The 21,362-nt window shown below is 65.7% G+C and carries 21 protein-coding genes and 3 pseudogenes; 20 read left to right on the plus strand and 4 right to left on the minus strand.

The window, feature by feature from the left end; all coding sequences use genetic code 11:
• The coding region (locus MKK65_RS08990) for a hypothetical protein (RefSeq protein WP_243957125.1) at positions 1-584 on the plus strand (584 nt) is incomplete at its 5' end.
• A gap of 326 nt (positions 585-910) precedes the next feature.
• Here the strand turns inward: MKK65_RS08990 and MKK65_RS08995 are convergent.
• On the minus strand, positions 911-1,522 hold the full coding sequence (locus tag MKK65_RS08995; protein WP_243957128.1) for a TetR/AcrR family transcriptional regulator: 612 nt from the start codon (positions 1,520-1,522) through the stop codon (positions 911-913).
• Positions 1,523-1,622: 100 nt separating this feature from the next.
• Here MKK65_RS08995 and MKK65_RS09000 point away from each other — a divergent pair, with 100 nt between their 5' ends.
• Entirely contained in the window at positions 1,623-2,783 is a 1,161-nt protein-coding gene (locus MKK65_RS09000; protein WP_243957130.1) for an FAD-dependent monooxygenase, read from the plus strand.
• Between the two features lie 96 nt (positions 2,784-2,879).
• Here the strand turns inward: MKK65_RS09000 and MKK65_RS09005 are convergent, their stop codons facing one another.
• Positions 2,880-3,887 carry a dienelactone hydrolase family protein gene (locus MKK65_RS09005; RefSeq protein WP_243957132.1) on the minus strand — a complete coding sequence of 336 codons (1,008 nt, stop codon included), beginning with the start codon at positions 3,885-3,887 and terminating at the stop codon, positions 2,880-2,882.
• 188 nt (positions 3,888-4,075) lie between these two features.
• Here MKK65_RS09005 and MKK65_RS09010 point away from each other — a divergent pair.
• Positions 4,076-4,309 (plus strand): annotated as a pseudogene (locus tag MKK65_RS09010) (LysR family transcriptional regulator); the annotation flags it as partial.
• Between the two features lie 169 nt (positions 4,310-4,478).
• Positions 4,479-5,044, plus strand: a pseudogene (locus MKK65_RS09015) (transposase); the annotation flags it as partial.
• A 94-nt stretch (positions 5,045-5,138) separates the two neighbouring features.
• Here the strand turns inward: MKK65_RS09015 and MKK65_RS09020 are convergent.
• Positions 5,139-6,307, minus strand: a protein-coding gene (locus MKK65_RS09020; protein WP_243957134.1) for an IS3 family transposase whose coding sequence is annotated in 2 segments (ribosomal slippage) — positions 5,139-6,043 and positions 6,043-6,307 — 1,170 coding nt in all. Because the reading frame shifts where the segments join, the coding sequence is not laid out codon by codon here.
• Positions 6,308-6,360: 53 nt separating this feature from the next.
• On the opposite strand from MKK65_RS09020, the pseudogene MKK65_RS09025 reads away from it, so the two are divergent.
• The 9 genes and pseudogenes from MKK65_RS09025 to MKK65_RS09065 all read left to right on the plus strand — a co-directional run.
• Positions 6,361-6,867: pseudogene (locus MKK65_RS09025) on the plus strand (AAA family ATPase); the annotation flags it as partial.
• A 28-nt stretch (positions 6,868-6,895) separates the two neighbouring features.
• Positions 6,896-7,501, plus strand: coding sequence for a nucleotide exchange factor GrpE (locus MKK65_RS09030; protein ID WP_243957136.1), 606 nt, complete (start codon positions 6,896-6,898; stop codon positions 7,499-7,501).
• Positions 7,502-7,560: 59 nt separating this feature from the next.
• Complete coding sequence (locus MKK65_RS09035; RefSeq protein ID WP_243957137.1) at positions 7,561-8,436, plus strand: DnaJ C-terminal domain-containing protein; 876 nt, start codon at positions 7,561-7,563, stop codon at positions 8,434-8,436.
• A 13-nt stretch (positions 8,437-8,449) separates the two neighbouring features.
• Positions 8,450-8,773: a chaperone modulator CbpM gene (locus MKK65_RS09040; RefSeq protein ID WP_243957139.1), complete on the plus strand. Its 324-nt coding sequence runs from the start codon at positions 8,450-8,452 to the stop codon at positions 8,771-8,773.
• A 306-nt stretch (positions 8,774-9,079) separates the two neighbouring features.
• Positions 9,080-9,379 carry a putative quinol monooxygenase gene (locus MKK65_RS09045; protein ID WP_243957141.1) on the plus strand — a complete coding sequence of 100 codons (300 nt, stop codon included), beginning with the start codon at positions 9,080-9,082 and terminating at the stop codon, positions 9,377-9,379.
• Between the two features lie 67 nt (positions 9,380-9,446).
• Positions 9,447-10,646: an alcohol dehydrogenase catalytic domain-containing protein gene (locus MKK65_RS09050; RefSeq protein WP_243957143.1), complete on the plus strand. Its 1,200-nt coding sequence runs from the start codon at positions 9,447-9,449 to the stop codon at positions 10,644-10,646.
• A 120-nt stretch (positions 10,647-10,766) separates the two neighbouring features.
• The gene (locus MKK65_RS09055) at positions 10,767-11,768 is read left to right on the plus strand and encodes a zinc-dependent alcohol dehydrogenase family protein (protein WP_243957144.1); all 1,002 of its coding nucleotides are present in this window, start codon (positions 10,767-10,769) and stop codon (positions 11,766-11,768) included.
• A 737-nt stretch (positions 11,769-12,505) separates the two neighbouring features.
• Positions 12,506-13,210 (plus strand): alpha/beta hydrolase family protein, encoded by a 705-nt coding sequence (locus tag MKK65_RS31535; protein WP_409565388.1) that lies wholly within the window; start codon positions 12,506-12,508, stop codon positions 13,208-13,210.
• Positions 13,188-13,490: a hypothetical protein gene (locus MKK65_RS09065; RefSeq protein ID WP_152997439.1), complete on the plus strand. Its 303-nt coding sequence runs from the start codon at positions 13,188-13,190 to the stop codon at positions 13,488-13,490. Before MKK65_RS31535 ends, MKK65_RS09065 begins: the two co-directional genes overlap by 23 nt.
• A 394-nt stretch (positions 13,491-13,884) precedes the next feature.
• Here the strand turns inward: MKK65_RS09065 and MKK65_RS09070 are convergent, their stop codons facing one another.
• Positions 13,885-15,324, minus strand: a complete 1,440-nt coding sequence (locus MKK65_RS09070; RefSeq protein ID WP_243957149.1) for a PLP-dependent aminotransferase family protein — start codon at positions 15,322-15,324, stop codon at positions 13,885-13,887.
• Positions 15,325-15,678: 354 nt separating this feature from the next.
• On the opposite strand from MKK65_RS09070, the gene MKK65_RS09075 reads away from it, so the two are divergent.
• The 7 genes from MKK65_RS09075 (at position 15,679) to MKK65_RS09105 (ending at position 21,361) form a co-directional block, all read left to right on the plus strand.
• Positions 15,679-16,161, plus strand: coding sequence for an MSMEG_0572/Sll0783 family nitrogen starvation response protein (locus MKK65_RS09075; RefSeq protein ID WP_058191264.1), 483 nt, complete (start codon positions 15,679-15,681; stop codon positions 16,159-16,161).
• Between the two features lie 83 nt (positions 16,162-16,244).
• Positions 16,245-17,321, plus strand: coding sequence for a Nit6803 family nitrilase (locus tag MKK65_RS09080; protein WP_243957151.1), 1,077 nt, complete (start codon positions 16,245-16,247; stop codon positions 17,319-17,321).
• On the plus strand, positions 17,275-18,378 hold the full coding sequence (locus MKK65_RS09085) for an MSMEG_0568 family radical SAM protein (RefSeq protein ID WP_243957173.1): 1,104 nt from the start codon (positions 17,275-17,277) through the stop codon (positions 18,376-18,378). The genes MKK65_RS09080 and MKK65_RS09085 overlap by 47 nt, the downstream gene beginning before the upstream one ends.
• A complete protein-coding gene (locus MKK65_RS09090) occupies positions 18,375-18,920 on the plus strand; it encodes an MSMEG_0567/Sll0786 family nitrogen starvation N-acetyltransferase (RefSeq protein WP_243957153.1) in 546 nt (181 codons plus the stop codon). Before MKK65_RS09085 ends, MKK65_RS09090 begins: the two co-directional genes overlap by 4 nt.
• A complete protein-coding gene (locus tag MKK65_RS09095; RefSeq protein ID WP_243957155.1) occupies positions 18,920-19,915 on the plus strand; it encodes a sll0787 family AIR synthase-like protein in 996 nt (331 codons plus the stop codon). The genes MKK65_RS09090 and MKK65_RS09095 overlap by 1 nt, the downstream gene beginning before the upstream one ends.
• A complete protein-coding gene (locus MKK65_RS09100) occupies positions 19,912-21,087 on the plus strand; it encodes an MSMEG_0565 family glycosyltransferase (protein ID WP_243957157.1) in 1,176 nt (391 codons plus the stop codon). The genes MKK65_RS09095 and MKK65_RS09100 overlap by 4 nt, the downstream gene beginning before the upstream one ends.
• Positions 21,080-21,361 (plus strand): MSMEG_0570 family nitrogen starvation response protein, encoded by a 282-nt coding sequence (locus MKK65_RS09105; RefSeq protein ID WP_243957159.1) that lies wholly within the window; start codon positions 21,080-21,082, stop codon positions 21,359-21,361. The genes MKK65_RS09100 and MKK65_RS09105 overlap by 8 nt, the downstream gene beginning before the upstream one ends.
• Position 21,362: the final 1 nt, after the last annotated feature.

The raw sequence follows: 21,362 nt of genomic DNA on the forward strand, positions 1-21,362 counted from the left end.
GGCCGTCTGCACCTCGATCTGCCGCAGCTTCAGCACCACCTGCTCCGCGCTCGTCTTTTGACCTCGCCGCATGTCCGACTCCTTCGGTCCTGGCTGATCCTCTCAATCAGTCCGGTCCAAAGCCAGCCGGTCAGGTCACGAGCGCGCATGTCGAACGTAGCATTGCAAGAGGCTTTGTGAGCCGCGACGATCTTTCCGACATGCTAGCGCGCATAGTTAGCGTTTTTGATGGAGTGATGCGTGTCTGTAACTCAGAAGCAGTCCGAATGAATCAACAAGGCTCTCCCTATGAGGCTAACCCAGTTCGCTCTTTTCAAAGCTTAGAGACCGCACGAAACAAGATGATGCCCCACTGGGACATGGCGGTCGCAGCAAACGACTGGACGGCGTTCAAGCTTGCATTCCAAAAGAGACACTGCTTTGCGCATACGCTCGGCGTGGTCGATCAGTCCTACATAGATAAATCAGGAGACAGCTCGGCAATCCTCGGACGGAATGTGAGGCTGTCTCCGGAGGAAGTTCGCGAATGCGCACGCAACGCCGTGAGCATTGTGGATCGGTTTTTTGGACAATATTTCTCGTAAGCGGAGTTCTAAAATCTGATTAGGGAGGCGCGATAGCTGATAAAGATGGCTCTGGCTTGGACAGCGAGCGTCCGCTCCCTGGCGACCGGCTAGTGACCGCTTCCCGCCCCGAGCCGCAGTTGCCGAACGGCGGACGAACGTCCGCTTCGGGGGATAGTCGAAAGCGTTTCAGACAGCTGAGTTGGGTCGATGGTAGGCCGTCCGCTTGTCCGGCAGTTCGGCTTCCGAGCAGCGGATGCGTGGCAGCGAATATAGTGGCAGCACTGCACACAGTCCTGAGTAAGCCCTACCGATATTTGCTGCCACGCATCCGCAGCCCAATATCGTCATCCTGCTTCGACATAGGGAGTTCCGGCTGCCGCGCCCGCTGCAGCCTGGAAACCACGATCGATTAGACGAAGAAAGACGCGACCGGCAGCCGCGGCGTCGCCGGGTGTGTCAGCCACCTTGTACCCTTCGAAGAAGGCGACGCTCCATGTCGCTACGAGCAAGGCCGCCACCAGATGTGCGTTGGGATCGTCCGCGGGTCGATCGACGGCCTCTGCCATCATCTCTGCCAGAACGCGCGTGAACTCGCTGCACATCTGGCGGGCGCGCGCCTTCAGCGCCTCGCTGGCCAGCGCTGTCGCCACGAACCTCAGCGGCGCACCGAAAAGCGGGAGGAGAGGGTTCCGGTCCTCGATACAGCGATGAGCGAGCGAGCGCAGTGCCGTGATCGGGCTTGCTCCCTCATCCCGCCCGTGGATGGCCGCGGCCACCATTCCGCGCACCTCATCCTCACGATCGAAGAACATGTCCTCTTTGCGGGGGAAATGGTTGAACACGGTCATGCGGCCGACATCGGCGGCCTCCGCGATCTCGTCGACCTTCACCCGATCGAACCCGTGTTCCATGAACAGACGCGTGGCTGCATCGGAGATGGCTTGGCGCGTCGCCAACCGCTTCCGAGTGCGCCTGTCCAGCATAGGGCTTGCCGGTTCCTTCACGTCGATATATACTCAGTATAGTTTCGTATCGAGATTATTCTGAGGTGACGGCATGCCTACGTCAACCGTGGTCTCCGCTGCGTCCTCCACCGAAACGCGAGTCGCACTCGTCAGCGGCGCGAGCTTCGCCGGCTTGGCGACGGCATTCTGGCTGAACCAGCTTGGATACCGCGTCACGGTGGTCGAGGTCGCACCGGGCCTGCGGCGCGGCGGAACGCCGGTCGACATCGACGGCGAGACAATCGCAATCCTCACACGCATGGGGTTGATGGACGCTGTTCGAGCCAGAACACTTCCCCCTCGACGCTTCGCCTTCAAGGATGCGCACAACGCAACGCTGGGCGATATGGCCCACCACCCGGACGATGATGCGGGGCCGCGCTACGAGATCCACCGCGACGACCTGTTGGATGTACTGTGCGGCGCGATCGAGGGCGATGTGGAACTGCGTTTCAACCGTTCGATCGTGGCGATCGAAGAGCGTCCGGAGGCGGTGTCGGCGACGTTCAGCGACGGCAGTCAGCACGAATTCGCACTGATATGCGGTTGCGATGGAAACCGCTCCAATACGCGTAGACTGGTGTTCGGCGACGGTGAGCAATTCACCCATTTCATGGGCGGATATTTCTACCTCAAAGTCGTGCCAGACACCGGACTGCTCGAACCGAACAGCTCGGAGCTTTTTGCCGTTCCTGGGCGGATGGCGATGCTGAACGGCTATGACGATCGCACGGATATCGGCTTCGGTTTCCGTACGCCCGGCGAGATCGAATACGATTACCGGAACAAGGATCAGCAACGTCGTCTGATCAGGGAGCATTTTTCCGGTTTGGGGTGGAAAGTGCCGGACATGCTCGCTCGTATGGGCGAGGACAACGACTTCTATTTTGATCGTATCAGCCAGATCAGGATGCCGACGTGGTCTCACGGGCGCATCGCTCTCGTCGGCGACGCCGGCTATTGCGTGTCTCCATTCGCGGGCCTCGGTGGCTCGATGGCCATCATCGGCGCGGGAAGGTTGGCCGACGCCCTGGCACGGCATCCGGACAACCATGCCGCCGCATTTCACGCTTATGAGGAAGGGCTACGGCCGTTCGTGGAGCAAGTGCAAGAACGTGCCGCGATCGACAGCGTACAGATGCTGTTTCCTGGCAACGAGGCCGAAATGGCGGAGCGAGATCGTAAGTTGGCCATCGGCGACATCGGCGTCTAACAGCCGCCGTGGGGAAGCTTCGACGGGGGTCCGAGTGGCTGAGTTGGGCCGGGAACAGACGGAACCCGGCTCAAGGTTTCGCCTAATAAACGGATCTCAACGTCCTTCGAAAGCCGCTCCAAGCGCCTGCGTGACGCCCTTCAAGGTCGCGACGCGGGCGGCCTCGTCCGACCCGATATGCGGATCCCGCTGCACGCAGGGATCGGCATAGGTGAACGGCGTGTCCTTCGAGCCCTCGACGATCACCCCGTCCGCCTTTTCGTGAAGCGAACAGGCGCGGACCGTCTGCGCACCCTTGGCGACCGTCGGCTGAGGCGGGCCCGCAGGGTTGTCGTAGACATGCTGGGCCCCCGGGAACACCGTCAGGCTGACATCGACCCCAGCCGCCTTCAGCCGATCAGTGTAGCCGGTGCAGGACGCAGCCGGATTGTAGTCGTCGCCGCTGCCACCGAACATTCGGATCGGCCGCCCGACCGTCACGGTGTCGTCCTGAAAGCGGATCGAACAGTCCGGGTAGACCGGCAGGAAAATCGCCGGCGTGATCCCGGAGCGGTTCCAGGCCGTGTCGAACCGCGTGAGACTCGCGTATAGCGCCGCCTGTCCGCCGCGCGAGAAGCCCATCACCGCGACCCGTGCCGGATCCACGCGTGGGTGTTTCGCCAAAACGCCCAGCGCCCGGTAGATGTCGAGGATCAGGTTCGTGCGCGACAGCAGGCTCTGATCGGTGTTGACCGAGGTCAGGCCCCGACCGGTAAAACCGTCCAGCGCGAAGGTCGAGATCCCCCGTGCGCCCAGCGCCCGCTGCCAGAACTCGATGTTGCCGCTGAGGCCGCCAGAGCCGTGCATCAGGATAACGGTCGGCAGGCGTTCCGTCCCCGCCTTCGCAATGCGCAGGACGCCTGTGACGGTCACGGGTTTCGCCCCGTCCGATGTTCCGGTCAGAAACTGCCGGTCATTCAGCGTAAGGCTCTCGAAGGGATGGATCTCGACGCGGGCGGCATAGCTGCCGAGATCGGCGACGCCATCGCCCGCTGGTTCGGCGATCGCTGGAGCCAGACCGCACGCCATCAGGCCAGCCGCGAGGAATAGGATCGGTCGCCGCATCGGATATGCCTCCCAAGTCGCAGCACCATAGCGGCAGCCGCCAACCCGTGTCCGGCGCGCGGTGAGCGGCTTGTGTCGCAATCGACGCTACTGTCAGGCGCAAGGAGCGGCGGTCATGACCTCAAAAACTCATCGGGCTCGTCGCACCCGAGATGACGATCACGACGATTCTGACGATAGGCCATGACATGCACGTGGATCGCACCGACCTCGCCGACCTTGGGACCTTCCTCGCCATCGCGCGCCACCGCAACTTTCGGCGGGCAGGTTTGGAGCTCGGCGTCAGCGCTTCGGCGCTCACGCTCGCTGCGGCACGCACAGGTGTCCAGGTCTTCGCCATCGACTTCTCGCCGGCCATGGTCGCTCGGATCGCGGCCGGGGGGCTGGCCAACGTTGACGCGAGAGTGATGGACGGACAGGCATGAGAGGCGCGCGCGCAGCAGCTCGGTACTGGGACGACGATGAGGCTGCAGCCGGAGAAGCTTTTGGGTGAAACGCGGACACCGGACGAATGACCACTCAGATTGACCTGACCGGCTGGCTTTGGACCGGGCTGATTGAGAGGATCAGCTTGGACCAGAGGAGTTGGGGATGAAGCGAGGACACAGGCCAAGTGCGGAGCAGGTCGTGCTGATGTTGCGCCAGATCGAGGTGCAGACGGCCCAGGGAAAGAGCATCGCCGTTGCATGCAAGGAAGCGGATGTCTCAGAGCAGAGTTACTACCGCTGGCGTAAGGAGTACGGCGGCCTGAAGGTCGATCAAGCCAAGAAAATGAAGGATCTGGAGCGCGAGAACGCTCGATTGCGGCGACTGGTAGCCGACCTGTCCTTGGAGAAACAAGTTCTGGCGGACGTCGCCTCGGGAAACTTGTAGCCCCCGAGCGACGCCGGCAGGCGGTCGACGGCATCCGGGAGACGTACGGCCTCTCGGAGCGTCATGCCTGCCGGATCGTCGGCCAGCATCGGGGTACGCAGCGCTACGTGCCCACCGTGCCGGCCGACGAGGATGAGCTGACCCGCGCCATCATCGCCCTGGCGTCCGAGTACGGGCGCGACAGATACCGCCGCGTCACCGCGCTGCTGCAGGCAGCCGGCTGGCAAGTGGGCAAGGACCGGGTTCAGCGCATCTGGCGTCGCGAGGGGCTCAAAGTCCCTAGTGGTCTGCCCCCATTTGGTGGCCCAGGTTCAAAGTTAGTGCGCGGTAGGCCTCGAGTTGACTGGCCTGCCCCCGTTCGGTGGCCCAGGTTCGAAGTTAGTGCATCGTCGGTCGCGTGACGATGGCAGAGCTTACGAGCGGCGTTGAGCTGCTCGGTTCGGTCGGCCAGATGACGACCTCCGGCGCAGGTGGCTGGTAGCCGAGCGACGAGTGCGGGCGGATGCTGTTGTAGTGCTTCCGCCATTGCTCGATGACGACGCCGGCTTCCTTGAGAGTGTAGAACACCTCGCCGTTGAGGAGTTCATCCCGCAGCTTCGCGTTGAAGCTCTCGCAATAGCCGTTCTCCCACGGACTTCCCGGCTCGATGTAGGCGGTTGTCGATCCCACCGCCGTGATCCAGTCCTGAACTGCCTTGGCGAGGAACTCCGGCCCGTTGTCTGAGCGAATGTGCCTTGGCACTCCGCGCAGACTGAACAGGTCCGAGAGTACGTCGATCACGTCCAGCGCCTTGAGCTTGCGAGATACGCGGATGGCCAGGCACTCGCGGGTGAACTCATCGATGACGTTCAGCATCCGGTACTTGCGTCCGTTGTGCGTGCGGTGCTCGACGAAGTCGTAGGACCAGACGTGGTCGGGACGCTCCGGCCGCAGTCGCAGGCACGAGCCGTCGTTGAGCCAAAGGCGTGCCCGCTTTGGCTGGCGAGCCGGGACTTTGAGCCCTTCGCGCCGCCAGATCCGTTCGACGCGCTTCACGTTCACCGTCCAGCCGTCACGTTGGAGCAGGGCCGTGATCCGACGGTAGCCGTAGCGTCCATACTGCAGCGCCAGGGCGACGATGGCGCCCGTCAAAGCGGCTTCGTCCTCCGCCAGGACGGCGACCTTGCGCTGGGTCGAACGATGTTGGCCCAGGACACGGCAAGCGAGGCGTTCGGACACACCGTGCTCGGCAACGACGAAGTCGACACATGCCCGGCGGCGAGCCGGGCTCAGAAGTTTCCCGAGGCGGCCTCCTTCAGAATCAGCTTCTCCAAGGTCAGGTCGGAGATCGCTCGACGGAGCCGCTGGTTCTCTATCTCCAGAGACTTCAGCCGCTTGACCTGGTCACCCTTTAGACCGCCGTACTCGGAACGCCAGCGATAATAAGTGACTTCCGTCACCTCGATGGAGCGGATTGCTTCGGCGACCTTGCGACCCTGCGAGACCAAGACATCGACCTGGCGCAGCTTGGAGACAATCTCTTCAGCCGTATGCTTCTTCCGTCCCATGACAACATCCTCCACATGGCTCAAAGCCATACCTCAGGGAGGACCACTTTCTAGGGGGCAGGCCAGACGGGCAGGGCAACACGGTCGATTTCCGCAATACGATCATCGTCCTGACCTCGAACCTCGGCGCCGAGTTCCTGGCCGCCCTGATGGAGGGCCAGCCGGCCGAGGCGGCCCGCGAGCAGGTCATGGAGGTCGTGCGCAGGGCATTCCGGCCGGAATTTCTCAACCGGCTCGACGAGATCATCCTGTTCAACCGATTGGGCCGCAGCGACATGCGCCGGATCGTCGACATCCAGCTCGAAGGCCTCGAAGGACGGTTGGCCGAGCGGAAGATCGCCTTGCACATCGAGGACCCGGCCAAGGACTGGCTCGCCAATGCCGGTTACGATCCGGTCTACGGCGCACGTCCCCTCAAGCGCGTGATCCAGCGCCATCTGCAGAACCCGCTGGCCAAGATGCTGCTCACGGGTGTGATCAAGGACGGTAGTACGGTCCCGGTTCTAGTCTTGAACGGACAGATCACCGTCAACGGCTCGACCTTGGCTCAAGCAGCCTGACATCATCCACATTGGAAGGAGGCATGGGATGGCCGAGCAACCGTTGGATCACGCTTATTCTCCGACCGCATCCGCCAGGCAGCCCTCACCCCCGGATGCCCCCGTGGCGAGCGCGGCACCCGAGTCGGGCGCGGGCGAGACCGCAGCGCTGCAGGCCGAGAACGCCGCGCTTCACGACCGCGCATTGCGGGCCTTGGCTGAAGCCGAGAATACGCGGCGTCGAGCCAAGCGCGATCTGGAGGACGAACGGCAATTCGCGGTGACCAGCCTCGCCCGCGAGCTTCTGCCGGTTCTGGACAATCTGCGCCGGGCCATCGTCGCATCGGAGCAGCCCTCGTCTCAGGGCGCGTCGCTCATCGATGGGGTGCGGGCCACGGAGCGGCTGCTCATGGGAGTCCTGCAGCGCGTCGGCGTACAGCGGGTCGATGCCCTTGGCGCCCCGTTCGACCCATCGCGGCATGAGGCCATGATGGAGGTCGACGACCCATCGATTGCGCCTGGGGCCATCGCTGACGTCATGGAGGAGGGCTACGTCCTTCACGACCGGCTGCTGCGACCGGCCCGCGTGATCGTGACCCGCCGCGGAGCGTCCTGGGGCGATCACCGTGAGAACGCGACGTCGAAGCAGCATTAATTAGGCGCCGTCCCCAACGGGTTGCGCGCTTCGCCGCAAGACGGCGCAGGGAGGAAGCCTTGAGCGACGATCCCTATGCGATTCTCGGCGTGAAGACCGATGCCTCTCCGGAGGCGATCCGGAAAACCTACCGCAAGCTCGCGCGCAAGCTGCATCCCGACCTGAACCCCGGCAATACGGAGGCGGAAGAGCAGTTCAAGAACGTGTCGCGCGCCTACGATCTGCTGAACGATCCGGATAAGCGTGCGCGCTTCGATCGCGGCGAGATCGACATCTCGGGCGTCGAGCGGCCCCGACAGCGCTACTATCGCGACTTTGCCGAGGCATCGGCCGACCAAGCCTATACGAGCGATGCGGGCTTTGCGGATTTCGATGCCGACGACATCCTCTCCGAGATCTTCGGACGCCGGGGTCGGTCGACGCTCAAGCGTCGTGGCGCCGATGTGCGCTATCAGCTGAGCCTCGATTTTCTCGATGCGGTCAACGGCGCCACCCGCCTGGTGACCCTGCCGGACGGCTCGACGCTCGACGTCCGCATCCCGCCGGGCATACGTGATGGACAGACGCTCCGCCTGCGCGGCAAGGGGGAACCGGGTCAGGGCGGCGCGCCGCCTGGCGATGCTTTGATCGAGATCGGCGTCCTTCCGCACCCGGTCTTCCGACGCGAGGGCGACGACATCCATTTCGAACAGGGCGTTCCGCTGCGCGAGGCGGTGCTCGGTGGCCGGATCGAGGTGTCGGCCCCTGCGGGGCCGGTGACTGTGACGGTTCCGAAGTGGAGCGATTCCGGAAAAGTGCTGCGCCTCAAGGGCAAGGGCGTTCCGCGGACGGACGGCACAGCCGGCGACGCCTACGTCAAGCTGCTGATCAAGCTGCCGGACAGGCCCGATCCCGAGCTCGAACGACTGGTCGCCGAGTGGCCTCGGCGTTTGTGAAGAGGGGGATGGTATGGACGAGCGCGAATTTCTGGCTCGGGCGGATCTTCGCCCCGATCGACTTCAGATCTGGCTCGAGACCGGCTCGCTCGTCCCGTCGTTCCGCGAGGGCGTCGGGCATTACTGCGAGATCGATTTAGCCAGGGCCCAACTGATCCGAGATCTGCAGCATGATCTTGGGATCAACGACGAGGGTATCGCGGTCGTGCTCGATCTCGTCGATCAGGTCAGCGGCTTGCGGCACGTGCTGCAGGCGGTTCTGCGAGCCCTGCGGGCACAGCCCGACGCCATCCGCCGGCAGATTGCCGATGAATGCGCGGCGGATGGTCGAACGTGACGTCAAACTGACCGGCGTCAGGGCTGCAATGTGCGTGCCCCCCTAATCTAACGCTCTTCCGCCGCTCCGACCGAGGGTACGAGCTGGGACGAATTCTGCAAGACTGGCGGAGGCATTGGACCCGAACCCATCGTCCGATGCAGCAATCTTGAAGCATTCGCCAGATTAGATCCGGTTTTCGATCTTCATCCATGGCGCCATAGCAATCATATTCGGCATTCTGGTGGCCCCGGGATCAGTTCCAACGTGGTCCGAGAACGGCGTTCACGCCTGCTTCCCCCCGGCCCACCCGGAAGGAATACGCACATGGTCAAGTTTGCACTGTTCGTCATCCTCGACGCCAAGCCCGGGAAGGAAGCGGAGGTCGAGGCGTTTCTGCGAAACGGCCAGCCCATCGTTCAAAACGAACCGGGAACCATCGCGTGGTTCGGCATCCGCTTCGGCCCCTCGACGTTCGGAATCTTCGACGCGTTTCCCGATGAAGCGGGACGGCAAGCGCACCTCTCCGGCCTGCTGGCGGCGGCCTTGAGAGAGCGAACACCCGAGCTCTTCGCCGCGCCACCCCGGATCGAAATGCTCGACGTACTTGCGGCGAAGCTGCTCTGAGACACCGCGCCAAGGGGATCACCGGATCCAACCGGTTCTATCCAGACCAGAAGGAAGGAAGACCGTCATGGCCTCAGGCAATCGCGTCATTACCTACATGGGCCCGAGAAAAGTCGAGATTCAGAACTTCGACTATCCGAAGCTCGTCGATCCCAAGGGCAACAAGACGCCGCACGGGGTGATCCTCAAGATTGTCACCACCAACATCTGCGGCAGCGACCAACATATCTACCGCGGCCGGTTCCCCGCTCCCGCGGGCATGGTGCTCGGCCACGAGATGACGGGCGAAGTGATCGAGACCGGGCCCGACGTGCATTTCATCAAGAAAGGCGACCTCTGCTCGGTCCCGTTCAACGTTTCGTGCGGGCGGTGCCGCAATTGCAAGGAGCGCCACACCGACACCTGCATGAACGTCAACGATGCGGTCGATTGCGGCGCCTACGGCTTCAATCTCGGCGGCTGGCAGGGCGGACAGTCGGACTATCTCATGGTGCCGTACGCCGACTGGAACCTGCTTCGCTTTCCCGACAAGGATCAGGCGCTGTCCAAGATCAAGGACCTGACCCTGCTCTCGGATATTCTGCCGACCGGCTTTCACGGCTGCATCCAGGCCGGCGTCAAATACGGGTCGACGGTCTATATCGCGGGCGCAGGCCCCGTCGGCCGGTGCGCCGCCGCCTCCGCCCATCTCCTCGGCGCCTCCTGCATCATCGTGGGCGATACCAACAGCAAGCGCCTCGCGCTGGTGAAGAACGCCGGGTACGAGACCGTGGATCTGTCCTCCGAGACACCGCTCGCCGACCAGATCGAGGCGATCCTCGGCGAACGGGAGGTGGATTGCGGCGTCGATGCCGTCGGCTTCGAGGCGCACGGGAACGGACCGGGCGCCGGAGAGGATCCGGCCGCCGTCCTCAACGCGATGATCACGGTTGTTCGGGCCAACGGCGCCGTCGGCGCGCCCGGCATCTACACGGCGGGCGATCCCGAGGCCGTCGACGTGGAGGCCAAAGCCGGGACGTATCGTATCGATTTCGGCAAGGCCTGGATCAAGTCGCCCCACATCTCGGCGGGTCAGGCGCCAATCATGCACTACAACCGCGATCTGATGATGGCGATCCTCTGGGATCGCATGCCGTATCTCGGAAAGGTCGTGAACGTAGAGGTCATCCCGCTCGAACGGGCGCCCGAAGCGTACCGGATGTTCGACCAGGGCTCGCCCAAGAAGTTCGTCATCGATCCGCACAACACGACGAAACTGTCGGCCTGAGTTGCCGGCGGATAACGAGGTGCCTCCTCCAGGCGCTTCCATCCGCTCGACAGCGGGCGCCGCGCGCCCGCTGTCGGGTCCGTTCGCGCCCGCAGCGCAACCGGGGAAGGACACATCGCCATGACACGGGTGGTTCGATTCCATCGGACCGGTGGACCGGAAGTGCTGCAGTTCGATGATCTCCCGGTCGGCGATCCGCAGCGCGGAGAGATGCGCGTACGCGTGGAGGTGATCGGCCTCAATCGCGCCGAAGCGATGTTCCGGTCGGGCGCCTACCTCGAGACTCCGCGTTTGCCCGCGCGTCTCGGCTACGAAGCGTCCGCGACCATCGAGGCTCTGGGTGAGGGCGTCGACGGCTTCGCACCGGGCGATTCCGTGAGCGTCGTCCCGGCCTTTTCCATGAACGATTACGGAGTCTACGCCGAGACGGCCATCGTGCCGGCTTACAGTGTCGTCCGACGCCCGAACGGCCTCTCGGCGCTCGAATCCGCGGCGGTATGGATGGCCTACCTCACGGCGTGGGGCGCGCTCATCGACATCGCTCATCTCCGACAAGGCGATGCGGTCATCATCCCCGCCGCGTCCTCCAGCGTCGGACTGGCGGCAATCCGGGTTGCCAACAGCGTCGGCGCCATCACGATCGCGACGACCCGGACGCGCGCCAAGGCGGCGGCGTTGGAAGACGCGGGCGCCGCGCGCGTGATCGTCACGTCCGAGGAGGATCTCGTGGCCGAGGTCAACCGCGCGACGGGCGGTCAGGGCGCGCGCCTTGTGTTCGACCCGGTCGGCGGACCCCAGGTCGAGAAGCTCGCCGAGGCGATGAGCCACCACGGCGTCATCCTCATCTACGGCGCGCTCGCCACCGCGCCCACGCCGTTCCCGGTCATTGCCGCCATGCAGAAGGCCCTCAAGCTGCGAGGCTACACCTTGTTCGAGTTCATCCGGGACAAAGAGCGGATGGCCCGTGCATCGGCATTCATCCGCAATGGGTTCGCCGGCGGTGGCTTGAAGCCGGTCATCGCGACGACCTTCACGCTCGACAAGATCGTCGAAGCGCACGCCTACATGGAATCGAACGAACAGTTCGGAAAAATCGTCGTCACCGTCCCCAATCGAGACTGACGCACATCGTCTCCGCTATCGACGACTACGTCGGCGATCAGGTGATTATCTCCTGGCCGCTGATGCGCGGCGTTGAGCGGGCCAGGTGCGTCGACTGCGTCTTCACGATCCGACGAACGCTCCGCGATGACCGCGACCGATAGGTCAGGAGGCTTGGTTTCGTCCCGCAACTCCGTGCCGCGCTCCATGGCGGCAGTGTCGTCACGCCCAAGATAAGGGTCGATCGGCACATGATCGCCTACTTCGGCGACGTCATGAACGCGACCGCCCGACTGGAAGGCTCGTGCCGAGAGACGAAGCGGTCCGTGCTCGTCTCGGAAGCCGTCCTCTGCAGGATGCCCGTGCTTCCGGACGGCATCGAGGCGGAGGCCTTGAGGCGGCATGTCGTCCGGGGGCGCAGTGGGGAGATGGTCGTGCACGCATCGTGCACGCACTTGCCGAACGGCGGATGTGCCCCGGTCTTCGGCGAGGTCGTCCGTCGCCCCCATCATGGGCGCGGGGTAGCAGCTTCCCATGGCTTGTCTTGAATGGGCCGTGCCGTAGGCGCCTCCGGATAGTGACTAGACGTCCATCGCTGCCCCTCCAGGCGTCCAACGAAGGCCGTAAGGCTCCGGCCCGATCAACCTGCCGTCGAACATCATGAGACGTTCATGCCCATCATCGCCGACGTCCCGCCACGCTCGGACGCCTACTAGGCTCCAAGCAATCGTGGCATCAGCCGCCGGCGCTTCGGCGCTATGGCCCTGGCGGCGGGTGCAGAGGGCTGCCTTACGTCCCTGCCGGCAGAGGCGCTGACGGCGTCCGCCGAGGCACGGCTCATCGACTTCGAGTGGGTCGACCCGTCACGTAACCGCGCGGTGCCGGCGAGGCTCTACTGTCCTGCCGCCTCGGACCGGCAGGGACCGGTCCCGCTGATCGTCTTCTCCCATGGGCTCGGCGGCTGGCGGAAGAGCTACAGCGACCTTGGCGAGGGATGGTCGGCGCGGGGAACCGCCAGCCTGCACATCCAGCATGTCGGCAGCGACCAGACTCTGTGGGAGGGTAATCTGATCCTGCTCCTCGACCGCCTCGACGGAGCGGCCGACGAGTGCGAGGCCATCGAGCGGACGCGGGACGTAAGCTTCGGCCTCGACCGCCTGCTCAGTCGCGAGAATTCCTTCCATGCCGCCATCGAGCGGAAACGCATCGTCGCGGCCGGCCACTCCTACGGGGCGAACACCCCTGATCCTCACCGGCGCCCAGGTGATCCGCGACGGGAAGCCCATCGGATACCGGGACACGCGCTTCACGGCGAGCATCGTCATCTCGGCGCCACCCATCTACAGCGAGACCGACCTCGCATCGGTTCTAGCGTCGGTCGAGGTTCCCACCCTCCACGTGACCACGACGTAGGACACGATCCGCATCCCCGGCCGCTTCTTGCCGGTCCAGGAACGCATTGACGTCTACGCTGCGATTCCGACGCCACAAAAAGCGCTCATCGTGTTCCAGGGCGGTTCGCACAGCATTTTCACCGACCGCTCCCTCTGGAACGGCGGCCGGCTGAACCCCTTGGTCAAGCGTACGACGATAGAAGCCGGCTTGGCGTTCCTCGACCTCGTCCATCGGTCCGATCCGGTCACGTTGGAGAATTGGACCGCGACCTGGAGGCCGATCCCGGCCGCGGCACTGGTGTCTTTCCAGATGCCGGCGCGACAGGCGGACCGTAGACGTCGCGCCTGAGGCCCGCGCTGCGACACCACTCGATGCGAGGCGGCCAGATCGACCTGTCATCCAGCCGGCGGACGCTCAGATCCGCTTTCAGGAAGGACGATGACTTCGTCGACCACATTGGGTCGGTAAGGGCCCGTCCGCTTTTGATGCAAGCCCACTTCTAAGCGGACAGGCCGCTTACGGCCAGACTCCGTCACGCCGGATCGCCAATGGTTTCAAAACCGGTCGTTCGGCCATGCGCCCATCCAAGGCATTTAGTCTTGTGACGTTGTAGCCCGCAAACGGACCTTCCTACGCGGCTGAGAGCCATTCACGTTAGGATCGCGAGCAGGCTGCGGCTGCGACCGGCAAGCGTACCTTCGACCGACAGCGCGCGCCACGATCTGTTCCCGGTTTGGATGGGTCAGATGTAGGCTGAGGCGAGGGCCGGCGAGCCTTCGAGGGCGTGGGCGAGCACTTCTAGTCCGTGCGTGATCTGTTGCCGGGTGGAGGGGCCGCCCAGACAGAGGCGGACCGCCTCCGGCGGTGTCCCCGCGACGCAAAAAGGGTCGCTGGCGATGACGCCGAGCCCGGCCGACCGACCTTGGCTGGCGAAGGCCGAGCGCGTCCAGCCCTCCGGCAGCGTGATCCAGACGTGGAAGGCATGCGGATCAGCGGTGTAGGTCCCGGCGGGAAGCATCGCAGTGGCGATGCGCTGGCGCGCGGCCGATTCCTCGCGAACGAACTGCACGATGGCCTCCGCCGTGCCATCCATGATCCACCGCGTCGCCAATGCCGTCGCGATCGGCGAGGCCATGACCGTGGCGGCGCGCAGGGCGCCGCCCAGCGGCAGGGCGGACCTGGCGCTCGGGGCGACCAGGAAGGCGAGCCGAAGTCCGGCACCGAGGCACTTGGCGAGCCCCGCCACATAGTAGGTGATCTCCGGCGCGAGTTCCGCAAAACTCGGCGGCGGGGTCGGGCAGATGCGGGCGTAGGCGTCGTCCTCGATGATGGTGACGGCGTATCGCCGCGCAACCGCGATCACGGCCTCGCGCCGCGTCCTGGGCAGTGTCGCGGTGGTGGGGTTCTGCAGCAACGGATTCAGGTAGATGGCCTTCGGGGCGACCTTTGTGCAGGCGGCGGCGAAAGCATCAGGATCGACTCCGTACCGGTCCATGGGCAGATCGACGAGGCGCAGGCGCAAATGCGCCGCGAGCGCGCGGATGCCGGGATAGGTGATCCGCTCGGCGCAGATCGTGTCGCCCGGCCGGGCCACCTGCCCCAGGATGCTGAACAGGGCGCTGTGCGCCCCCGGGCAGATCAGCAGACGCTCGCGGGACGTGACGACCCCGCGGCCTTTCAGCCAGCGCAGAGCCGCCTCCTTGTCCTCCTCGGTCCCGCCGAAGCCCTGGTAGCGCAACAGGTTGGTGAGATTGCCGGACAGGTCCACGAACGCGGCTTGCATCCGGGCTTGCAGGGCCGGCGCGTCGGGCTCGGGGGGCAGGTTCATGGTGAAATCGACCGGACCGATCCGACGCGCGGGCGCGGCAGCCGTCGAACGGGACGGGCGAGCCGGATCGACCACGAAGGTCCCCTGGCCGACGCGCCCCTCGATCAGTCCGCGCTTATGGGCCTCGACGTAGCCGCGTGAAACCGTCGTGAAGTTCAGATCGAGCGCCTCGGCGAGGGCGCGCTGGGTCGGGAGGCGCGTCCCCGCCGTGAGGCGCCCCGTCCGGATGTCGTCGGCCAAGGCCTCCGCAATCGCCAGGTAATGAGGCTTGCCCCACCGCTTCAGATCCGGCGTCCAGGCCCCGGTCCCTCCGGTCTGCGGTTTCGGTCGTTCGTCTCGCTCAGGCGAAGTCATGCGTGGCGGCCTAGATCATGATGCGATCAATGCTTCATTGTATGGCTTGCAATAGTCGTACCGCGGTCACGCGCCGACTGGGTCCTCGGTTTTATCCATACAATGCTGACAATAACCGATCCGCGATTGTGCAGGTGCTGTCGACTATGCGCCCAAGAAACGCTTGATAAATAGGCGCACGGCGCGCCGCCTGATATTTGAGCCGCCTGCATTGGTCGCATTATTGTATGAATATCGCTTTGGCGCCTTGTATGGCTGGTTGATCGACATCCTCTGGCACACCGCTTGCCATGTAGGGATTGAGACCGCTCGAAGTTCAGTCTTCCGCGGTCAATCCACCGAGGAGAGAGATCAATGCCTGCTGTGAACCGCGAGCCTCACAAGAAGGGCGACTTCCTGGTCGATTACGAGGAGAAGGTCTTCGAGGACGTCAAGGCCGAGCCGGGCCAGAAGGCTCTGGTCACCTTCCATACCGTCGCGTTCGAGGGCTCCATCGGCCTCGTGAACCTGCTCCAGGCCACGCGCCTGCAGCGCAAGGGCTTCGAGACCTCCATCCTTCTCTACGGCCCGGGCATCACGCTGGGCGTCCAGCGCGGCTTCCCCCGGCTCGGCGACGAGGCCTTTCCGGGTCACCTCAACTTCAACAACCAGCTCGAGAAGTTCATGGCCGAGGGTGGCAAGGTCTATGCCTGCCGGTTCTCGACCCAGGCCCTCTACGGCCACGGGGAGGCCGCCTTCATCGAGGGCATCCGCATGATCAACCCTCTCGACGTCCTCGACTGCATCCTCCTGCACAAGCGCGACAACGCGGTGATCATCGACACCTGGACCGTCTGACCGGCCCTCTGGCTTCTAGTCCGGGACGTCGCATCCGGCGGCCGCGCGCGACGTGGCCGCCGTTCACAGCCGGAGGATCTCCCATGTCAGACAGCCGGATCGTGCGGGCCGCCGCCGTCCAGATCGCGCCGGACCTCGACCGGCCGGAGGGCACTCTGGAGCGGGTGCTCAATGCCATCGATGAGGCCGCCGCCAAGGGCGCGCGCTTCATGGTCTTTCCCGAGACCTTCGTCCCCTATTACCCCTACTTCTCCTTCGTGCTGCCGCCGGCGATGCAGGGCGCCGAGCACCTGCGCCTCTACGAGCGGGCCGTGACGGTGCCGGGACCCGTGACCCAGGCGGTCTCCGCAGCCGCACGCCGTCACGGGGCGGTCATCGTGCTCGGGGTCAACGAGCGCGACCATGGCTCGCTCTACAACGCGCAGCTGGTCTTCGACGCCGACGGGAGCCTTAAGCTCAAGCGCCGCAAGATCACGCCGACCTATCATGAGCGCATGATCTGGGGTCAGGGCGACGGCGCCGGCCTTACCGTGGTCGACACGGCGGTGGGGCGCGTCGGCGCGCTGGCGTGCTGGGAGCACTACAACCCGCTCGCCCGCTACGCCCTGATGGCGCGCCACGAGGAGATCCACGCCGCGCAGTTCCCGGGCTCCCTCGTGGGCCAGATCTTCGCCGACCAGATGGAGGTGACGATCCGCCACCACGCCCTGGAGGCGGCCTGCTTCGTGGTCAATGCCACGGGCTGGCTCACCGAAGAGCAGGTGGCACAGGTCTGCCCGGACGAGCGCCTGCGCGGCGCCTGCCGCGGCGGCAACTGCACCGCCATCGTCTCGCCGGAAGGCAAGCACCTCGCGGAGCCGCTGGGCGCTGGCGAGGGTATCCTGATCGCCGACATGGACCTGGCGCTGGTGACCAAGCGCAAGCGGATGATGGACTCGGTCGGCCACTACGCCCGGCCCGAACTCCTCAGCCTGCTCCACGACGACCGCCCGGCCTCGTTCGTGCACCAGCCGATCCGTTCCCAGACCGATTTCCGGAGCCTCGACCATGAGCAGCAGCCCGCTTCCGACGAGCCTTCCCACGTTCCCGCCGGTGGTGGCGGGCCTAGTCGGGATGCCGACGGAGCGCCTGATCAACGCATTGCAGTCCTACGGCGTTAGGCTCGCCGACAGCCGCGCCGGGGCGCCGAGCCGCCGCGGCGGGGCCGGTCCGTCGGACCACAAGGCCATGACCATCGCGGGTCGGACCGTGATGGTGCCGGTCCACACCGAGGCCGCCTTCGATTCGCCCTTTCTGGTCCGCCGCCCGGACGACAACGGGGTCTCGGTGATCGAACATGACGGCGTGGTGATCGGGCAGGCGACCTTCCCGGGCAAGCCGCGCTTCTACGCGCTCTCGACCTTCGACGGCGTGCCGTATTCGAAGATCGCCGTTCTGCACGGGCGGGACGTGCTGGCCACCACCGTGCTCCAGACCTGTATCCGCTACGCGAGCCGTACGAAGACCTGCCAGTTCTGCTCGATCGGCCAATCGCTCGCCGCCGGTCGCACCGTCGCGCACAAGACGCCCGAACAGCTGGCCGAGGTCGCCCGCGCGGCCGTGCTCCTCGACGGCGTCAAGCACATGGTCATGACGACCGGCACCCCGAACGCGACAGACCGGGGCGCCGCCGTGCTCTGCGAGAGCGCCTTCGCCGTCAAGGCCGCGGTCGACCTGCCGATCCAGGCGCAGTGCGAGCCGCCGGATGACGACCGCTGGTTCGAGCGGATGAAAGCGTCGGGCATTGATGCCCTCGGCATGCATCTGGAGGCCGTCACGCCCGAGGTCCGGGCCCGGATCATGCCCGGCAAGGCCAGCGTGCCGCTGGAGCGGTACTACGCGGCCTTCGAGGCGGCCGTTCCCGTCTTCGGGCGGGGTCAGGTCTCGACCTACATCCTGGCCGGGCTGGGCGACACGCCGGAGGCGATCCTGGCGATGGCCGAGCGCCTGATCGGGATGGGCGTCTACCCGTTCGTGGTGCCGTTCGTGCCGATCTCGGGCACGCCACTGGAGAGCCATCCGGCGCCCGGCCCCAATCTCATGCACGGCATCCTCAAACCCCTCGCGGACATGCTGGTCGGCGCGGATCTTCGCTCGACCGACATCAAGGCCGGATGCGGGCGCTGCGGCGCCTGCTCGGCGCTCTCCACCTACGAGCGCGCGGGGGCGGTCCCATGATCTTCGAGCCCGTACCAGCCTATTGGCCGAGCCACTTCCGCATCAAGTTCGCCACGAGCTCGTGGGAGCGGAACGCCTGCGCGGCCCTGCGCCGCCAGGTCTTCTGCACGGAGCAGCGCATCTTCAGCGGGGACGACCGGGACGCTGTCGACGCGCATGCGATCCCGATCTGTGCCCTCTCGACGCTCGGCGGCGACGCCGACGCGGTCGTCGGCACTGTCCGCATCCACGAAGCGTCGGAGCGTGCCGGCGCGTGGTGGGGCTCCCGCTTGGCCGTCGCCGGACCGTTCCGCGGCACCGCTGCCCTGGGAGCCGGGCTCATCCAGGTCGCGGTGTCCTCGGCCCATGCCCGGGGCTGCACGCGGTTCCTGGCCCACGTGCAGGATCGGAATGTTCCGTTGTTCCAGTCCCTGCACTGGACGAGCCTCGACGAGGTCGAGTTGCACGGGCGGCCGCATCACCTGATGCAAGCCGACCTCGCGGCCTACCCGCCGATGCACGACCCCGAGCACGGGCTCGTCACGTTCCGCAGGGCCGCGTGATGTCGGCGGGCTTCGACATCCAGTCCCTGGCCGGCCAGATCCGTGACGCGCGCGGAGTCGCGCACAAGCGCGACATCGATGCCGTGGTCGAGCGGCTCGGACTGAACAGCCGGCACGCAGCGGTGCCGGTCGGCGACGATTGTGCCGCCATACCGGATGGGGATGGCCACCTGCTGTTCGCCATCGAGGGCTTCCTCGACAGCTTCGTCGCGGCCGATCCGTACTTCGCCGGTTATTGCGGCATCATGGTCAACCTCAGCGACATCGCCGCCATGGGTGGGCGCTCGCTCGCGGTGGTCGACGCGCTGTGGAGCCGGGATGCCGTGGAGGCGGATCCGATCCTGGCTGGCCTGTCCGACGCAGCGGCGCTCTACGGCATCCCGATCGTCGGCGGTCATACCAACACGCGCGCTGAAGCCGGCAACCTGGCGGTCGCCGTGCTCGGCCGCGCTGGCCCAAGGCTGCTCACGAGCTTCGACGCGGCGCCCGGCGATGATCTCGTCGCGGCGATCGATCTGCGCGGACGCTTCCGCGACCCATACCCGTACTGGGACGCCTCGACCGGGACGGCGGGCGCGCGCCTGCGCGGTGATCTCGCGCTGATGCCGGGCTTGGCGGATAGCGGGCTGTGCCGGGCGGCCAAGGATATCAGCATGGCGGGTGTCGTGGGCACCGCCCTGATGCTCCTGGAATGCTCGAACGTCGGCGGCATCATAGACCTCGACGCGATCCCGCGGCCCACCGGTGTCCCGCTCGATCGGTGGCTCACCGCCTTCCCGAGCTTCGGCTACCTTCTGAGCGTGCACCCGGACTGCACGCCGGACGTCCTCGCACGGTTTACAGAACGAGACATCGCGGTCGCCACGGTCGGTAAGCTCGATGCAAGCCGGGTCGCCCGGGTGCGCGACGCCTCCGGCGAAGAGGCCGTGGTCTGGGACTTCACGGTCAGCCCGCTGATCGGCTGTGGCCAGGACGGCATGGGTGCCGTCCGATGACGACTCTGCGCATCGCCGTCCTGACCCACTCCACCAATCCACGGGGCGGCGTCGCGCACTGCCTCGCCCTGGCCGAAGCCCTGTGTGCGCTCGGGCATGAGGCAGTGGTCCACGCGCCGGATCCGTCCGGGCGCGGCTTCTTTCGCGCGGCCGCCTGCCCGACGGTATCGGTGGCCGCAAAGCCGGTGGCCGGCACGACGGTCGACCTCGTGCGGGCTCGCATCGACGATTATCTGCGCCACTTCGCATCCCCCGCGGCCTGCGACTTCGACGTGTTTCACGCCCATTGCGGCATCGGCGGCAACGCGCTCGCGACGCTCAAGCACCGCCGCTTGATCCCCGGTTTCGTGCGCACGGTCCACCACGTCGACAGCTTCTCCGACCCGGTGCTGGCGGACTGGCAGGATCGCTCCATTCGTGAGGCCACGCGCCTGCTCTGTGTCAGCCGTACCTGGGCCGACCGGATCGAGACCGATCGCGGTACGGAGATCGGCGTCGTCGGGAACGGCGTGGACCTGGCGATCTACCGAGAGGCGCCGACCGATGCCGACCTGATCGTGAGGGAGCGCTGGGGCCTCGGTGTCGGGCCGGTCGTTCTGAGCGTCGGCGGATTCGAGGCGCGTAAGAACACAGCCGGGATCATCGAGGCTTTCGCGCTCCTGCGCCGACGCCATCGCCAAGCGCAGCTCGTGATCGTCGGCGGCGCATCGCTCCTCGACCACGCCGCCTACGGCGCCCGATGTCGCGCCGCGCTGAGCGCGCACGGGCTTGTGGTCGGACGCGGCGAAGCCGTGATCGAGACCGGACCAGTCTCACAGGGGGAGATGCCGGCCTTCTATCGCAGAGCGGACGTTCTCGCCTTTCCGTCCTGGACGGAGGGCTTCGGGCTCTGCGTGCTGGAGGCGATGGCCTGTGGCACCCCAGCAATCGTCTCTCGCCTGCCGCCCTTCACCGAGTACCTCCGGAGCGACGACGCCCTCTTCGTCGATCCCGGCGATCCCCGTGACATCGCCGACGCCATGACGGCCGCCCTGGCGCCGATGACGGGCGCGAGGCTTCGTGCTGCCGGCTTGACCCGGGCCGCTGCTCACGCCTGGCGCGCCTGCGCCGAGCGTCACCTCGATACCTACGCGGCCTGCGCCCGCGTCGAACGGGAGCAGATCCATGCCTGAGATGCACTTCCACATCCGCTGGCCCGATGGCCGGCGCGAGGCCTGCTACTCGCCCTCCCTCGTCGTGAAGGATTTCCTCGCGGTCGGCGAGAGCTACGCCCTCGACGACTTCGTCGAGAAGACCCGCACGGCCCTCACCATCGCGAGTGAGCGGGTGCGCGAAAAATACGGCTTCGCGTGCGCGTCGGCGATGGCCCAACTCGCCCGGATCGAGACCGCAGCGAAGCGGCAGGACCCCGGGGGCCTCGTCACGGTCGAGACCTTCGAACCCTGAA

This window comes from Methylobacterium sp. J-001 (genome assembly GCF_022829565.1).
Lineage (GTDB): Bacteria > Pseudomonadota > Alphaproteobacteria > Rhizobiales > Beijerinckiaceae > Methylobacterium.

Coding starts and splice junctions, on each gene's coding strand:
- MKK65_RS09050 (WP_243957143.1), top strand. CDS start 9,447: ATGGCCTCAGGCAATCGCGTCATTACCTACATGGGCCCGAGAAAAGTC.
- MKK65_RS09095 (WP_243957155.1), top strand. CDS start 18,920: ATGTCGGCGGGCTTCGACATCCAGTCCCTGGCCGGCCAGATCCGTGAC.
- MKK65_RS09070 (WP_243957149.1), bottom strand. CDS start 15,324: ATGACTTCGCCTGAGCGAGACGAACGACCGAAACCGCAGACCGGAGGG.
- MKK65_RS09045 (WP_243957141.1), top strand. CDS start 9,080: ATGGTCAAGTTTGCACTGTTCGTCATCCTCGACGCCAAGCCCGGGAAG.
- MKK65_RS31535 (WP_409565388.1), top strand. CDS start 12,506: ATGGCCCTGGCGGCGGGTGCAGAGGGCTGCCTTACGTCCCTGCCGGCA.
- MKK65_RS09090 (WP_243957153.1), top strand. CDS start 18,375: ATGATCTTCGAGCCCGTACCAGCCTATTGGCCGAGCCACTTCCGCATC.
- MKK65_RS09105 (WP_243957159.1), top strand. CDS start 21,080: ATGCCTGAGATGCACTTCCACATCCGCTGGCCCGATGGCCGGCGCGAG.
- MKK65_RS09075 (WP_058191264.1), top strand. CDS start 15,679: ATGCCTGCTGTGAACCGCGAGCCTCACAAGAAGGGCGACTTCCTGGTC.
- MKK65_RS09100 (WP_243957157.1), top strand. CDS start 19,912: ATGACGACTCTGCGCATCGCCGTCCTGACCCACTCCACCAATCCACGG.
- MKK65_RS09030 (WP_243957136.1), top strand. CDS start 6,896: ATGGCCGAGCAACCGTTGGATCACGCTTATTCTCCGACCGCATCCGCC.
- MKK65_RS09085 (WP_243957173.1), top strand. CDS start 17,275: ATGCCGACGGAGCGCCTGATCAACGCATTGCAGTCCTACGGCGTTAGG.
- MKK65_RS09000 (WP_243957130.1), top strand. CDS start 1,623: ATGCCTACGTCAACCGTGGTCTCCGCTGCGTCCTCCACCGAAACGCGA.
- MKK65_RS09080 (WP_243957151.1), top strand. CDS start 16,245: ATGTCAGACAGCCGGATCGTGCGGGCCGCCGCCGTCCAGATCGCGCCG.
- MKK65_RS09040 (WP_243957139.1), top strand. CDS start 8,450: ATGGACGAGCGCGAATTTCTGGCTCGGGCGGATCTTCGCCCCGATCGA.
- MKK65_RS09055 (WP_243957144.1), top strand. CDS start 10,767: ATGACACGGGTGGTTCGATTCCATCGGACCGGTGGACCGGAAGTGCTG.
- MKK65_RS09005 (WP_243957132.1), bottom strand. CDS start 3,887: ATGCGGCGACCGATCCTATTCCTCGCGGCTGGCCTGATGGCGTGCGGT.